General features: G+C 57.5%; 10 protein-coding genes and 1 pseudogene. 1 reads left to right on the forward strand and 10 read right to left on the reverse strand.

What is annotated here, in order from left to right:
• The 10 genes and pseudogenes from JUE30_RS10335 to pth form a co-directional block, all read right to left on the reverse strand.
• Positions 1-95 (reverse strand): annotated as a pseudogene (locus JUE30_RS10335) (IS200/IS605 family transposase); the annotation flags it as partial.
• 191 nt (positions 96-286) lie between these two features.
• On the reverse strand, positions 287-2,548 hold the full coding sequence (gene ftsH / locus JUE30_RS10340) for an ATP-dependent zinc metalloprotease FtsH (protein ID WP_203624781.1): 2,262 nt from the start codon (positions 2,546-2,548) through the stop codon (positions 287-289).
• A gap of 69 nt (positions 2,549-2,617) precedes the next feature.
• Positions 2,618-3,157 (reverse strand): hypoxanthine phosphoribosyltransferase, encoded by a 540-nt coding sequence (hpt, locus tag JUE30_RS10345; protein ID WP_125757820.1) that lies wholly within the window; start codon positions 3,155-3,157, stop codon positions 2,618-2,620.
• A complete protein-coding gene (tilS, locus tag JUE30_RS10350; RefSeq protein ID WP_203624782.1) occupies positions 3,150-4,472 on the reverse strand; it encodes a tRNA lysidine(34) synthetase TilS in 1,323 nt (440 codons plus the stop codon). Before tilS ends, hpt begins: the two co-directional genes overlap by 8 nt.
• 132 nt (positions 4,473-4,604) lie before the next feature.
• A complete protein-coding gene (locus JUE30_RS10355) occupies positions 4,605-5,102 on the reverse strand; it encodes a S1 domain-containing RNA-binding protein (protein ID WP_125757824.1) in 498 nt (165 codons plus the stop codon).
• Between the two features lie 79 nt (positions 5,103-5,181).
• Positions 5,182-5,556: a septum formation initiator family protein gene (locus JUE30_RS10360; protein ID WP_203624783.1), complete on the reverse strand. Its 375-nt coding sequence runs from the start codon at positions 5,554-5,556 to the stop codon at positions 5,182-5,184.
• Between the two features lie 67 nt (positions 5,557-5,623).
• Positions 5,624-5,887, reverse strand: coding sequence for an RNA-binding S4 domain-containing protein (locus JUE30_RS10365; RefSeq protein WP_203624784.1), 264 nt, complete (start codon positions 5,885-5,887; stop codon positions 5,624-5,626).
• A complete protein-coding gene (locus JUE30_RS10370; RefSeq protein WP_203624785.1) occupies positions 5,874-7,463 on the reverse strand; it encodes a polysaccharide biosynthesis protein in 1,590 nt (529 codons plus the stop codon). Before JUE30_RS10370 ends, JUE30_RS10365 begins: the two co-directional genes overlap by 14 nt.
• Entirely contained in the window at positions 7,453-10,968 is a 3,516-nt protein-coding gene (mfd, locus tag JUE30_RS10375) for a transcription-repair coupling factor (protein ID WP_203624786.1), read from the reverse strand. Before mfd ends, JUE30_RS10370 begins: the two co-directional genes overlap by 11 nt.
• A gap of 82 nt (positions 10,969-11,050) precedes the next feature.
• Positions 11,051-11,608 carry an aminoacyl-tRNA hydrolase gene (gene pth, locus JUE30_RS10380; protein ID WP_203624787.1) on the reverse strand — a complete coding sequence of 186 codons (558 nt, stop codon included), beginning with the start codon at positions 11,606-11,608 and terminating at the stop codon, positions 11,051-11,053.
• 356 nt (positions 11,609-11,964) lie between these two features.
• On the opposite strand from pth, the gene JUE30_RS10385 reads away from it, so the two are divergent.
• Positions 11,965-12,948, forward strand: coding sequence for an L-lactate dehydrogenase (locus JUE30_RS10385; RefSeq protein ID WP_164506250.1), 984 nt, complete (start codon positions 11,965-11,967; stop codon positions 12,946-12,948).
• Positions 12,949-13,126: the final 178 nt, after the last annotated feature.

Below are 13,126 nucleotides of genomic sequence, written 5' to 3' on the forward strand. Positions count from 1 at the left end.
TTGTAGATAATCTTCCGTCTATACTTCGGGGTAAAGACAATGTGGTACTTGCACATCCACTTCGTATGAGCGAGTGAGTTTGCTTGGTTTGCCATATGTTTCTTCTCTCCTTTTCGATTATGTAGTATGGCCTTAAACATCCATATTCTAATCGACGAGGAGAGTTTTTCGTATAACTCATTTGACTCCACCCGCACAGCGGGTGGTTTTGAGCCTCGCGCGTCTCCGCGCGAGCCCGGCTAAAGCCTCTATAACAAAAACGGCCACCAGCGGTGACCGTTCTGCATTAATTTTCTGAATCGTCGTGATTAGCATCGGACGCGTCGCTTGGCTTGTCAGCATCCGCCGCACTACTTGGCGCAGCAGATGCAGATGAGACTGGAGCCTCACTAGCGTCACTGCCGTTGGTGATGTTTTCAGCACTCGCTGAAGCCTCAGGCGTCGCGGCGCTGCTTTCCGCACTGGCAGGCACTTCAGCGGCACTGCTGTCAGCAGCCGTCGAGGCACTAGCCACGGCGGCATCGGACTCGGCACTGGCAGAACTATCCGCTTGCTGCTTTGCCTTATCCTTTTGCTCCAAGGCCTTCTTGGCTTCCTCAAAGGTTGCCGCTTCCGCCTTTTCGCTTGGGAACTCGCTTTGGTCTTCAGGCATCTTGCCATCCTTGAACAAGGACAGAATCTGCTTTTCGTCCAACGTTTCGTACTTCAGCAAAGCGTCGGCAATCAGCTTGTGCTGGTCGCGGTGGCTCTCGATGATGTCGTGAGCACGCTGATGGTCTTCTTCAAGGATCCGGCGCACTTCGTCGTCGATCGCGGTTGCGGTCTGCTGCGAATATGGCGCGGACTGCCCGTATTGAGCGCCGACGAACGGCTGGCCGCCTTCACGCTCCAGGGTCACTGGCCCCAGGCGATCGGACATCCCATAAGTCGTGACCATGCTCCGGGCCAGCTGAGTGGCTTGCTCGAAGTCGTTTGAGGCGCCGGTCGCTTCGATACCGAAGATAATTTCTTCAGCCGCACGACCACCCATCAAACCAATGATCTGCTCGTTGAGATCCTTCTTGGTCAGCATGTACTGGTCTTCCTTCGGCAGGGTAATGGCGTAACCGCCAGCCCGACCGCGAGGAATGATCGTGACTTTGCGCACGACCCGCGAGTCAGAAAGCACCAGCCCAATCAGGGCGTGCCCGGCTTCGTGGTAGGCCGTGATCTCCCGATCTTTCGGGGCGATGACCTTGTTCTTCTTGGCGGGGCCGGCGATGACGCGATCTTCCGCTTCATCAATATCGCTGGCATCAATCTTGTCTTTGCTCCGGCGAGCGGCAACCAAGGCCGCTTCGTTCAGCACGTTTTCAAGATCGGCCCCAACAAACCCAGGGGTCTGCCGTGCCAACTCAGCCAGGTCAACATCGTCGGCCAAAGGCTTATTCTTTGCGTGAACTTTGAGAATTGCTTCACGGCCCTTAACGTCAGGCTGCCCAACCAGAATCTTCCGGTCAAACCGGCCTGGCCGCAGCAGCGCTGGATCAAGCACATCGGACCGGTTAGTCGCCGCGATGACAATGACGCCTTCGTTGCCTGTAAACCCGTCCATTTCAACCAACAACTGGTTTAAGGTCTGCTCACGTTCGTCGTGGCCACCGCCCATGCCGGCACCACGCTGGCGGCCGACCGCATCAATTTCATCGATAAAGATGATCGACGGTGCGCTCTTTTTGGCCTGATCAAACAGGTCACGCACACGCGAAGCCCCGACCCCGACGAACATTTCAACGAAGTCAGAGCCGGAAATTGAGAAGAACGGCACCCCGGCTTCACCGGCAACCGCCTTGGCCAGCAGCGTTTTACCAGTACCCGGAGGGCCCTCCAGCAGCACCCCGGCTGGGATGCGAGCACCCAACTTGGAGAACTTGTGCGGATCTTTCAGGAACTCAACGACTTCGACCAGTTCCTGCTTTTCTTCTTCCTCACCGGCAACATCGGAGAAGCGGACCTTGTTGGCCTTCTTATCCGCCGGCTTTGCTTTGGACTTGCCGAAATTCATCACTCGGCCGTTGCCGCCGCCTTGACCAGACTGGTTCATCATCATGTAGAAGAACACCATGAAAATGACCAGTGGCAGCACCGTAATCAGCAGGGTCACCCAAACGCTGGAAGAACTTTCCTCCTGTGTGGTGATGGCGACATCGTTTTTGTCAGCCGCCTTGGTGATCGTCTGCATGTAGGTGTTGTTCGTCGGCACGTAAGACGAGAAGTGGGAAGTCGTGCTTGAGGTGGCGCCCATCAGGCCAAGCCCGGTCTGATCGTTCGCGACCTTCTTCGCGTTTTTGTATTCCCCTGTGACTTTATAGACACCGCCACTTGGCTGGATCGAGAAGGACTTGATCTTGTCCTTCTGCAGCTCTGAGATGAACTGACTTGAGCTCAACTCCTGGGTCGTGCTGCCGCTATTGCCGCGCAGGTACCATGCGAACACGGTGACCAGAACGACAAAAAGAACCACATAGGTCAGCGTGCTGCCAAATAGCCCATTTTGTTTTTTCTTCATGCATAACCTCCAGCAACGTAGTGGATAATAAACTTATAGTAACATGATACACCATGGCTGTGCTCAGCCTCAGTTTTGGTAGATCTCCGGCTTGAGCACGCCGATGTAAGGCAAATTGCGATAACGCTCTGCGTAGTCCAGGCCGTAGCCGACCACGAATTCGTTAGGCACCTGAGTGCCCACGTAGTCCGCCTCGACCGTCTTGATGCGCCGGTCAGGCTTATCCATTAGGGTGCAAACCTTGATGGATTTAGCATCGCGGGTCTTGAAGATCTTGATCAAGTAAGACAGGGTCCGGCCAGTGTCGACAATGTCCTCGACGATCAGCACGTCGCGACCAGCCACGCTGGTGTCAAGATCCTTGATGACCTTGACTTCACCGGAGCTTTCAGTCGCGTTGCCGTAACTGGAAACGTCCATGAAATCCAGCTCGACGTATTCGTCCAGCTCGCGGACCAGGTCGGTCATGAACATGATCGCCCCTTTTAAGATGCAGACGACCAGCGGGTTCTTGCCGGCGTAATCGCGAGAGATCTCACCGGCCAGCCGCTTGATGATCGCATCGATATCCTGTTTTGAGTAAAGCACCTTCAGTATGTCGTCATTCATGCGCTGCCTCATCCTTTGTGTCTGATTTCATTGCCAATACTGTTTGCAGTATATCAGTTTGAGAACCAGCAAACAATTGACGCGGCGCAATTCCTTCGACCCAAATCACTTGGTCCGCGGCCACTGCCACCAGCCGGCGACCGCGCTCCGGCTGCGGAATTTTTTGATTGATAAAAAATCGGCGCAGCAGCTGATGCTGCCCATTGGCCAGCTGAACTTCATCATGCGGCTGGCGGGTGCGAATAACTACCGGAGCGGGTGCCGCCGCCAAGAACGTAGCGCCGGAAGGGAGCTTGGTGAACCGGCCAAATTGCCGCGGCCCAACTGGCACCCACCGGTTTAATTCGGTGAGTAAAACCGGCGCTGGCGCTGGCGCCGACGTCACCACGCTGAGCTGGCCATAAGCGGCGACCAGCGTGCGGCCTGAGCTCACAGCAAATTGCTTGGCGCCTTGGCCAGCCGCCAACGCCATCAGCACCTGAGCCGCCACCGCTGGCTTAACGACCAGATGCAGCCGCGCCAAGACGGCGTTCAACAGCAGCTGCTGCACCGCCGCGGACTCGCTCAGGTACGGCCGCCAATCAAGCGGCAAGGTCAACGGCTTCGGCAGCATCAACGCCACTTGACGGTTGGCCAGCATTAAAGTCGCCTCAAGGGCCTGGGCGAACGTCCCGGCGTGCGCCAGCGCCCCAGCGTTGACCGCCTTGAGCGCCGGCACCGCGTCGCGTCTTAGCCGGTTGCGGGCGTACTGGACGTCCTGATTGCTTTCGTCTTCGCTGTAGGCCAGGTGCGCATGACTCGCATACGCCATGAGATCCGCTTTAGGCACGCCAAGCAGCGGGCGAATCAGGCGCAGAGACCCCCACTTTTGATCGGCCGCGATTCCGGTCATTGAAGCCACCCGGCCGCTCCTGGCCAACCGAAACAGGAGCGTTTCCAGCTGGTCGTCGGCGTGGTGCGCGGTCATCAGGACGCTGGCGTGAGCCTGCTCGGCCGCGGCCTGCAAGAACGCGTACCGCGCTTTGCGGGCGGCGGCTTCCAGGCTGTGCTGAGGATGCGCTTGGCGCGGCCAGCTGCCGGTGATCACTGGCAGCTGGAGCGCCGCCGCCGCTTGGACCACCTGGGCTTGCTCCGCCGCACTCGTGGGCCTGAGCTGATGGTCAAACGTCGCCACGGTCACGTTCAGCTGACCCTTCGGCAAGGTGCTTAGCAGGTGCATCAGCACCGTCGAATCAACGCCGCCTGACACGGCCAGGACCACGCGCTGGCCGATCGGCAAATGAAATGGGGCGAGCAATTGCGCTGCTGACCGCATAATGGGCTCCTTTCCGCATGCAATCCAGCCTAGCATACGAACCCGCGTGCTTCGTCATACTAAAGGCTGATTTCTGACAACGTGTCACATCACCGGCAAAAAAAGGGCCGAGGCCATTGCCTCGGCTTGGGCTTAACTGCGCCGGCCGCCACGGCCGCCGCGCTTGCCCTCGGTGTTATGCCGCAGGTCGCTTAGCCGTGACTCACTTTCCTTGAGAAATCCGGACATCATGGCATCAAAGTCGTCTTTCGGCGCTTCTTTGCTGCTATGGCCAAAGCTGCGCGCGCCGCCGTTGTGGGGACGTGGGCCGTTAAAGCTGCGTTCGCCATGACTTTCGGTGTGCGGCGCGTGGCTGAAGTGACCGCCATGGGCACTGGCCGCATGAGCCTCTGCCGGCTGATCGCTGGCTTTGCGAATGGACAGCCCAATTTTGCCGTCCTTGATGGCTGTCACTTTCACCGTGACTTCATCACCGACGCTGAGCACGTCGTGGATATCCTTAACATAGGCGTCTGAAATTTCGCTGATGTGCACCAGCCCGGTCGCACCGGACCCGAGGTCGACAAACGCGCCAAAATTCGTGATTCCTGTGACCTTACCTGTTAACTTTTCGCCAACTTCAATCGCCATATAAAAAGATGTCCTCCTGAATGATTTGTGACTCTAAGTATACCACGCAAAAACCGCCACGCAACAAACGAACTCGCGGTTACTTGGAGTTCTGCGTGTCGGTTTGAACGGACGGGAGTGAGAAAACGACTTCTCCCGGTTTAGACATGAGATAACGTTCTCGGACCAGTTTGCCTAGGTACTGCTCGTTGTTCAACTGGTCGATTTTGACCTTCAGCGATTGCTTCTCGGCCTTGGCCCTAGCCAAATCACTTTTCGCGGAAGCCACCGCTGTCGACTGGGTCTTGATGGCGTTGTTGGTCGATAGCAACTGGTAGCCGCCAACGCCTGAGATGATGACCAAGGCGGCGCCGAAGGTAATCAGTCTGCGTTTATGGACACGCAAAGAGCGGCTCGGTTGAGCCGGACGTTTGACTGTTTGCGTTGGCCGCAGCGGCCGAATGTTTGAAGCCATCAAAAACCCACCTTATCCTACTAATAGCTACAGTATAGCAAAGCCGTCGGCGTCAGTGCGTTACAGTTTAATAACTTTCTTTGTAACTTTCATCAACGACCGTGTACATCTCCCCGGCCTGCTCTTTTTTGGTCAGCTCGTTTAACACCGCCACCTTGACGGTCAGGGTCTTATTGCCAAACCCAATCACCAGGGTGTCGCCAATCGCCACGTCACTGCTGGACTTGGCCACTCGGCCGTTGATCGAGATCCGCCCCTTGTCGGCGATCTCCTTGGCGACGGTCCGCCGCTTGATGATGCGTGACACCTTCAAAAATTTATCTAATCGCATGTGTATCCTTCCCGAAGCGGTGCTGCCACCACTTCATAAACTTGCGTCCGTACGGAATCGCCAGAACCTCGCGCACCGTATACAAGTGAAAAATTGCCCCTAAGATCACGAACAACACGACGCCCAGCGGCACGGCAACGATGAACACCCACAGGGTTTCCACCCGGTTTTGCGGCTGCATGTGCACCGCCACCAGGTGGACCGCTTCGCTCATCGGGCCCACCACCAGCATCAGCCGCAGATTGAACCAACGCGGGTCAACGCCTTGCAGGCTGTGCGGCAGCTGAATGTAAAGCAGGACTGTGATCACCGTCAGGCTGAGCACCGTCGCCACCGCCGCCCCAAATGCCCCGTAACGGACGGTGAGAAACGGGTTGGCCAGCACCTTGACCACCAGCCCAGCCACCAGGCCGTAGCTGGTGTAGCGGAACCGGTTCAGGCTCTGCAACACCGCGTTGAAGGCGTTGATCAACGCCACCAGCACGATGCACAGCGTGTAAACACGCAGGGTCCCGGTCAGCACAGTGTCGCCGAACAACAGTCGGTTCACACTGGGCATCAAGGCAATCAGGCCCGCGGCAGCCGCCAGCGACAGCCCGAAGTTGAAGCGAATCAGTTGGCGTGCGGTTTGCTTGAACGCCGCCCAATGGCCGCGGGCGACCGACCGGCTGAGACTGGGCAGCAGCGTGGTCGACAACGACGTCGCCACGACCAGCCCCAGCTGAACCAGCGGCTGGCCGCGGTCGTAGACGCCCTTCAGCGCCCGCGCGGCCTCAGGCACCATCCCCTGCGCGATCAGCCCCCGCGTGACGGTGAACGAATCCACCAGCTGCAGCAGGATCAAAAGCGCCGAAAACAGTGCGATTGAGCCGCCCTCCTTGACAAAGCGGTCGAGCAGGTGCCCGTACTCGCGCCAGGGTGTCGGTTTAGCCCGTCTGCCGGCCGTCGCCTTCAAATACGCCGGCAAGACGATCAACGTCGCCCCCAGACCGCCGAAGAACGCGCCGGTCATCGCCCAGGTGGCCATTTTGTACGGACCCCAGGCGTGCTGCACCGCATACCAGGCGGCCAGCAGAATCACGCCGACGCGGATCAGCTGCTCAACGACCTGGCTGATCGCCGTTTTCGACATATCAAATGTCCCTTGAAAATAGCCACGGGCAGTTGACAGCACCGGCATCGTCAAAAACATTAATCCGACTGACCGGATGATTGGGGCCAGCCCGGCGTCGGCCATTGCGCGGGCAATCAGGTCCGCCCCCAGCTCCAGCACCGCAAACATCCCGAGCCCAATCCACGCCATGAGTACCAAGGCGCGGTGCGCGACTTCGGTTTGCGCAAGCGGGTCGCGCGCCTGGGCCACCTGCTTGGACACATACACGGGAAAGCCGGACAGCGCAAACGTCATGCCGATCCCGTACAGTGGGTAGATCTGCTGATAGGCGTAAAAGCCGGTATCGCCGACCATGTTCTGAAACGGCACCCGGTAAACAGCGCTCAGGATTTTGGCCACAAGCCCGCCAAGGCTCAGGATCCAGGCGCCGCGCATCACCTTGGACATCTTCTTAGTTGCCATCTTTGACCTCCCCGAACTGCTTGGCCAGCGCCTGCACAAATGCAGTCACCTCGCCCAGCCAGTCGAGCGTTGCCATGCCCTTCGGCACTAACAAGGTCACGACCAGCGGCCCATCGGCATTGACGCGCGCCTTCAAAGTCGTCTTGGCCAGCGCCGCAAAGAGTTTTTCGCCCTGCACCACGCTAGACGCCTTGGCGCTCAGCTGCACGCTGAGTCGCTCCGCGTCGCGAGTGATTTTTTCAACCTGCGCCGCATCCGCAAACCGCTTCAGGTGGGCCACTGCGAGCAAGTTGGCGACTGGCGCCGGGTAGTCGCCAAACCGGTCGATCAGATCATCTTGCAGCTCGCGCTCTTGCGCGTCACTGGCAGACTCACGAACCCGCTTGTACAGCTCGATTTTCTGTGCCGGGTCATTTACATAAGTATCCGGCAGGTAAGCCTCAATGTCCAAACTGAGCTCTGAATCCAGCTTGGCCTGTTTGCTTTTGCCCTGCTTGGCCGCGACGGCATCCTGCAACATTTGCGTGTACAGGTCGTAGCCGACCGCGTCGATGAAGCCGTGCTGCTGGCTGCCCAGCAGATTGCCGGCACCGCGGATCGACAGGTCGCGCATGGCAATCTTAAAGCCGGAGCCCAGGGCGGTGAAGTCCTTGATGGCACTCAGGCGCTTTTCCGCCTCTTCCGATAAGACACGATTTTGCCGGTACATGAAATAGGCGTAGGCAACGCGGCTAGAACGCCCGATCCGCCCGCGCAACTGATACAGCTGTGCTAAGCCGTAATGGTCGGCGTCCTCAATAATTAGTGTGTTGACGTTTGGCATATCCACGCCGGTTTCGATGATGGTGGTCGTGACCAGCACGTCAAAATCGCCGTGCACAAAGTCGTAGATGACATTTTCGAGCTGGCTTTCCGTCATCTGCCCGTGCGCGTACGTCACCGTTGCACCTGGCACCAGGGCTTCGACTTCGGCCACCGTGCGCTCGATATCCGCCACCTTGTTGTGCAGGTAAAACACTTGCCCGCCGCGCTCGAGCTCGCGTTCAATCGCCGACTTGATGGCCCCAGCATTTTGCTCCATGACAAAGGTTTGAATCGGGTAACGGTTAGTCGGCGGCGTTTCGATCACCGACAGATCCCGCACGCCAAGCATCGACATGTTCAGCGTCCGGGGGATCGGGGTGGCAGTCAGCGTCAGCACATCCACGTTCGCCTTCATCGCCTTGAGCTTTTCCTTGTGCTTGACGCCAAAGCGCTGCTCTTCGTCGATGATGAGCAGGCCCAAATCATGGTAGTGCACGTCCTTGGACAACAGCCGGTGGGTGCCGACGACGATGTCCAGCTTGCCTGACGCCAGATCCGCCAGCGTTTTTTTTGCCTGTGCAGGGGTGCGAAAGCGCGACAGCATCCCCACTTCAACCGGAAAATCGGCGAAGCGGTCGAGCATGGTGTCGTAGTGCTGCTGAGCCAAGATTGTGGTGGGCACCAAAAAGGCGACCTGCTTACCGGCCTCGATGGCCTTAAAGGCGGCCCGCAGTGCCACTTCAGTCTTGCCGAAGCCGACATCCCCGACCAGCAAACGATCCATCGGCTGCGGTTTTTCCATGTCCTGCTTGATTTCCTTGGCCGAGCGCAGCTGGTCTTCGGTTTCCGGGTAAGGAAATTCGTCCTCAAACTGGTGCTGCAAGTCGTCGTCCGGCGGGAATGCGTAGCCGGGTTCGGCCTCACGCGCGGCGTAGAGTTTGATCAAATCGTCGGCGATGTCCTCGATCTTGGCGGCGACTTTCTTCTTGGTTTTCTGCCACTCGCTGCCGCCCAGCTTGTTGATGCGCGGCCGCTTGCCGTCCGCCGCCACGTACTTTTGAACCAGGTGCAGCTGACTGACCGGGATAAACAGCTTGTCCCCTTTTTGGTACAAGATCGTGATGTAATCCTGGTGGACGCCGTCGACTTCCAGTGTCTGCATGCCGACATACTCCCCGATCCCGTGGTTCACGTGCACCACGTAATCTCCTGGGTGTAAGTCGGTATAGGAGCGCAGTCGCTCGGCGTTGGCCAGGGTCTGGTGCCGGGCGCGGTGCTTCACCTTGGCGTTAAACAGCTCGTGTTCCGTCACCACCACCAGGTGCGCGGTCGGCAGCTCAAAGCCGTTGGCCAGCGTACCGGCCACGACCTGCTGCACCCCAGGCAAAAGCGCTTGGGGCTCTGAGATAACGGCATCGATGTCAAAATCGTGCAGCGTCTCGCTAAGCTTCTCCCGCCGCGCCTTTTCGGCCACGAGGTAAACGACCGTTTGCTTCTGCTTGCGCCAGCGGTCGGCCTCGGTTTTCAGCAGCGGCATCTGCGAGAAGAACTGTTGCACGTTGCGGGTCGCCACATTGGTCAGCGACTTCAGGCGAATGTTCCCCATCCCTTTTTGGAACAGGGACAAGTACAGATGCGTCCGGTGCTCGCCGCGGTCCAACTCCTGCAGGGTCACGGCCGCTGGCGCCTCTGCCAACTTGCCGCCTTCCTGCAGGCTGGCGTACCAGTCGGTGGTTTCCTGCAGCAGCGACACATCGGCGTCCGCCAGCTTGGTGTAATCGTCGTACACGACCAGCGCGTCTTTGGTTAAATAACTGCTCAGGCGCGATGGTTCTGGGTAAAGTGCAGGCATGTACAGTGCCAACGCATCGGGCCGCTCGCCGCGGCTCAGCTGGTCCGCCGCCTCAAGCAGTTCAGCGGTCAGTGCCTGCTTGGCTTCCTTTGTTTTGGCTTTGGCCTTGGCCTTGGTGCCTTGAGCCGCCAGCCGCGCCCCCGCCGCCTTCAGCGTTGCCGCTGAGGCAATCAGGTCCGTGGCCGGCGCGATGGTCACCTGCTTAAGGTTTTCAATGCTGCGCTGAGTTGCCATGTCAAAGCGGCGCAGCGAATCGACCGCCGTGTCAAACAGCTCGATGCGCACCGGGTCGTCCTGATTAAGTGGGTAAATGTCGATGATGCCGCCGCGGATCGCAAACTCCCCAGGGGCGGCCACCAAGTCGCTGCGCTGGTAGCCCATCGCGACCAGCTGACCGGCCAGCTTGGCCGGGTCGATGGCCGAATCCATGTCGAGTGTCAAGCTGGCCTGCTGCCAGGTCGATTGGGGCACCAGCTGACGCTTGAGGCCGGCGAGGCTCGTCACCACAATCCCCGGTTTGCCTTGCTGCAGCCAATTCAAGGTGTTGATGCGATCGTTGACAGTGTCTTTGGAGCTGACCGCAATTTCCGCGGCCAGCACGTCCTCAACCGGAAACGGCCACACCAAATCAGCTCCCAGCAGGCCGGTCAGGTCTGCCGTGAGCTCATCTGCGTGGTAGCGGTTATTTTCAATCACAAGCAGCTGCTTCTGGGTCTTTTTTAACGCGGCCGCCAAAAACAGCGTCTTCGCCGACCCATCCAGGCCCGTGACCAGGTGACGCCCAGCGTCGAGTCCTGGCCAAAGCGGGGCGAGTTCGGCGGTCTGCATCATCAACTCGATGAGATCCATGTTATCTCCTATCTAAACGTACTTTGGGGTGAGTATGCCACGCTGGCTGGCAAAACCCCAGCGGCGGCGTCCGGTTTAAGCCTTAATTATACTTGTTCATCAGCCGGTCAAAGCTCGTCCCGTGGACCCAGTCGTCGACGGCGAGCTGAAGCTTGTCCAGCCCGTTTAAGATCTCGACCTGGTCAGCCGGCGTGAACGGGGTCAGGACCCAATCCACGACCTTTTGCTTCTGCGGGTGCTGAATGCCGATCTTGGCGCGGTAAAAGTCCTGCGTCCCCAGCACATTGATGATCGACTTGATGCCGTTATGCCCGCCGGCTGAGCCTCTTTGCCGCAGGCGCAGGCGGCCCATCGCCATGTCCATGTCGTCTTGAATGATCAAGATCTCATCCTGCTGAAACTGGTAGAAGGCCTTGAGCTGGCCCACCGCGCGGCCGGAATCGTTCATGAACGTCTGCGGCTTGACCAGCAGGACCTTTTCACCGTCGACCCAGGCTGTGCCAGTGAGCGCGTTGAATTCCTGCTTGGCAATCGTCGTGTCATAGCGTTTAGCGAGCGCGTCCACGGCCATGAACCCGATATTGTGCTTGGTTTTAGCATACTGACTGCCTGGATTGCCCAGGCCTACGATCATTTTCAAAATTTTCCTCCTCGCCTGGCCGAAGCACGCAAAAAAGCGGGAGCTCCGCTTGCCAGGCCCGCTGTCTGTTTCTCATTATACCAGAGCTGCCAAGTCCGCACCGCACTATGCCCGTAAAATGAAACTGGGAGTGGAATGAAAACGCTTCATTTCAGTCAACGAATTTTACGTATTTTGGGCAGACCAACCCAGCCCGGACGCTGGTGAATAGTTTCACGATAGCGCGGTATGATGCCGCCGACGTGCATTTTGAGCGTTCCATTAAGGGACGATTAATTTTCTGGAAATCCGTGCATCAATGAGCGAGTGTGGTATACTTTAAACTGAATTGCACACTGTACACATGAAAGGATGATATCACCGTGGCAAACACAAAGAAAGATCACCAAAAAGTAATTCTTGTTGGTGATGGTGCCGTTGGTTCCAGTTACGCCTATGCAATGGTATTGCAGGGCATTGCCCAAGAAATTGGGATCGTTGATGTTGTTAAGAACAAGACTAAGGGTGACGCGATTGACTTAAGCAACGCGCTGCCATACACCCAGCCGAAGACCATTTACTCTGCTGAGTACAGCGACGCTAAAGACGCTGACCTTGTTGTTATCACCGCCGGCGCACCGCAAAAGCCAGGCGAGACTCGCCTTGACTTGGTTAACAAGAACCTGAAGATTTTGAAGTCCATCGTTGACCCAATCGTCGACAGCGGCTTCAACGGGATCTTCCTGGTGGCTGCTAACCCTGTTGACATTCTGACCTATGCGACCTGGAAGCTTTCCGGCTTCCCGAAGAACCGCGTTATCGGTTCAGGTACTTCCTTGGATACCGCACGTTTCCGTCAGTCGATCGCTGAGATGGTCGGCGTTGACGCCCGTTCGGTCCACGCTTACATCATGGGCGAACACGGTGACACCGAATTCCCTGTATGGAGCCACGCCAACATCGGTGGTATCAAGATTTCTGAATGGGTCAAGGAACACCCAGAAATCGATGAAAGCAAGCTGGTTGACATGTTCACTGATGTCCGCGACGCTGCTTACAAGATCATCGAACTGAAGGGCGCGACCTTCTACGGGATCGCCACTGCCCTGGCCCGGATCTCTCAGGCCATTCTGGACGATGAAAATGCCGTTCTGCCACTGTCCGTATACATGGACGGCCAGTACGGCCAGCACGATATCTTCATTGGTTCTCCTGCCGTGATCAACGCCAACGGGATTTCAAGCATTCTTGAAATTCCTTTGACCGACCACGAACAAGAATCCATGAACAAGAGTGCTTCTCAGCTGAAGAAGATCATCGACGACGCGTTCGCAAAGAACGACATCGAGACTCGTCAGTAATTCTGATTCGCATTCAAACGAAAGCGTCGCCTGCGGGTGGCGCTTTTTTTGGGCTCTTCGTCAAGTGAAGTTGAACATAATTTATGAGAGTATCTAGACCTTAATTGGTCTAGGTACTCTTTTTTTAAGCCGCCAGGTTGTGGGCTTTGGGGTTAAACCAGACACGCTCAAGGAAAAT

It is taken from the genome of Lacticaseibacillus sp. 866-1 (assembly GCF_016861825.1).
Lineage (GTDB): Bacteria > Bacillota > Bacilli > Lactobacillales > Lactobacillaceae > Lacticaseibacillus.

What these genes read in the sequence shown, in the direction of transcription:
- JUE30_RS10365 (WP_203624784.1), bottom strand. Translation starts at nt 5,887, where the DNA reads ATGCGATTAGATAAATTTTTGAAGGTGTCACGCATCATCAAGCGGCGG.
- tilS (WP_203624782.1), bottom strand. Translation starts at nt 4,472, where the DNA reads ATGCGGTCAGCAGCGCAATTGCTCGCCCCATTTCATTTGCCGATCGGC.
- JUE30_RS10360 (WP_203624783.1), bottom strand. Translation starts at nt 5,556, where the DNA reads ATGGCTTCAAACATTCGGCCGCTGCGGCCAACGCAAACAGTCAAACGT.
- hpt (WP_125757820.1), bottom strand. Translation starts at nt 3,157, where the DNA reads ATGAATGACGACATACTGAAGGTGCTTTACTCAAAACAGGATATCGAT.
- JUE30_RS10355 (WP_125757824.1), bottom strand. Translation starts at nt 5,102, where the DNA reads ATGGCGATTGAAGTTGGCGAAAAGTTAACAGGTAAGGTCACAGGAATC.
- ftsH (WP_203624781.1), bottom strand. Translation starts at nt 2,548, where the DNA reads ATGAAGAAAAAACAAAATGGGCTATTTGGCAGCACGCTGACCTATGTG.
- mfd (WP_203624786.1), bottom strand. Translation starts at nt 10,968, where the DNA reads ATGGATCTCATCGAGTTGATGATGCAGACCGCCGAACTCGCCCCGCTT.
- JUE30_RS10370 (WP_203624785.1), bottom strand. Translation starts at nt 7,463, where the DNA reads ATGGCAACTAAGAAGATGTCCAAGGTGATGCGCGGCGCCTGGATCCTG.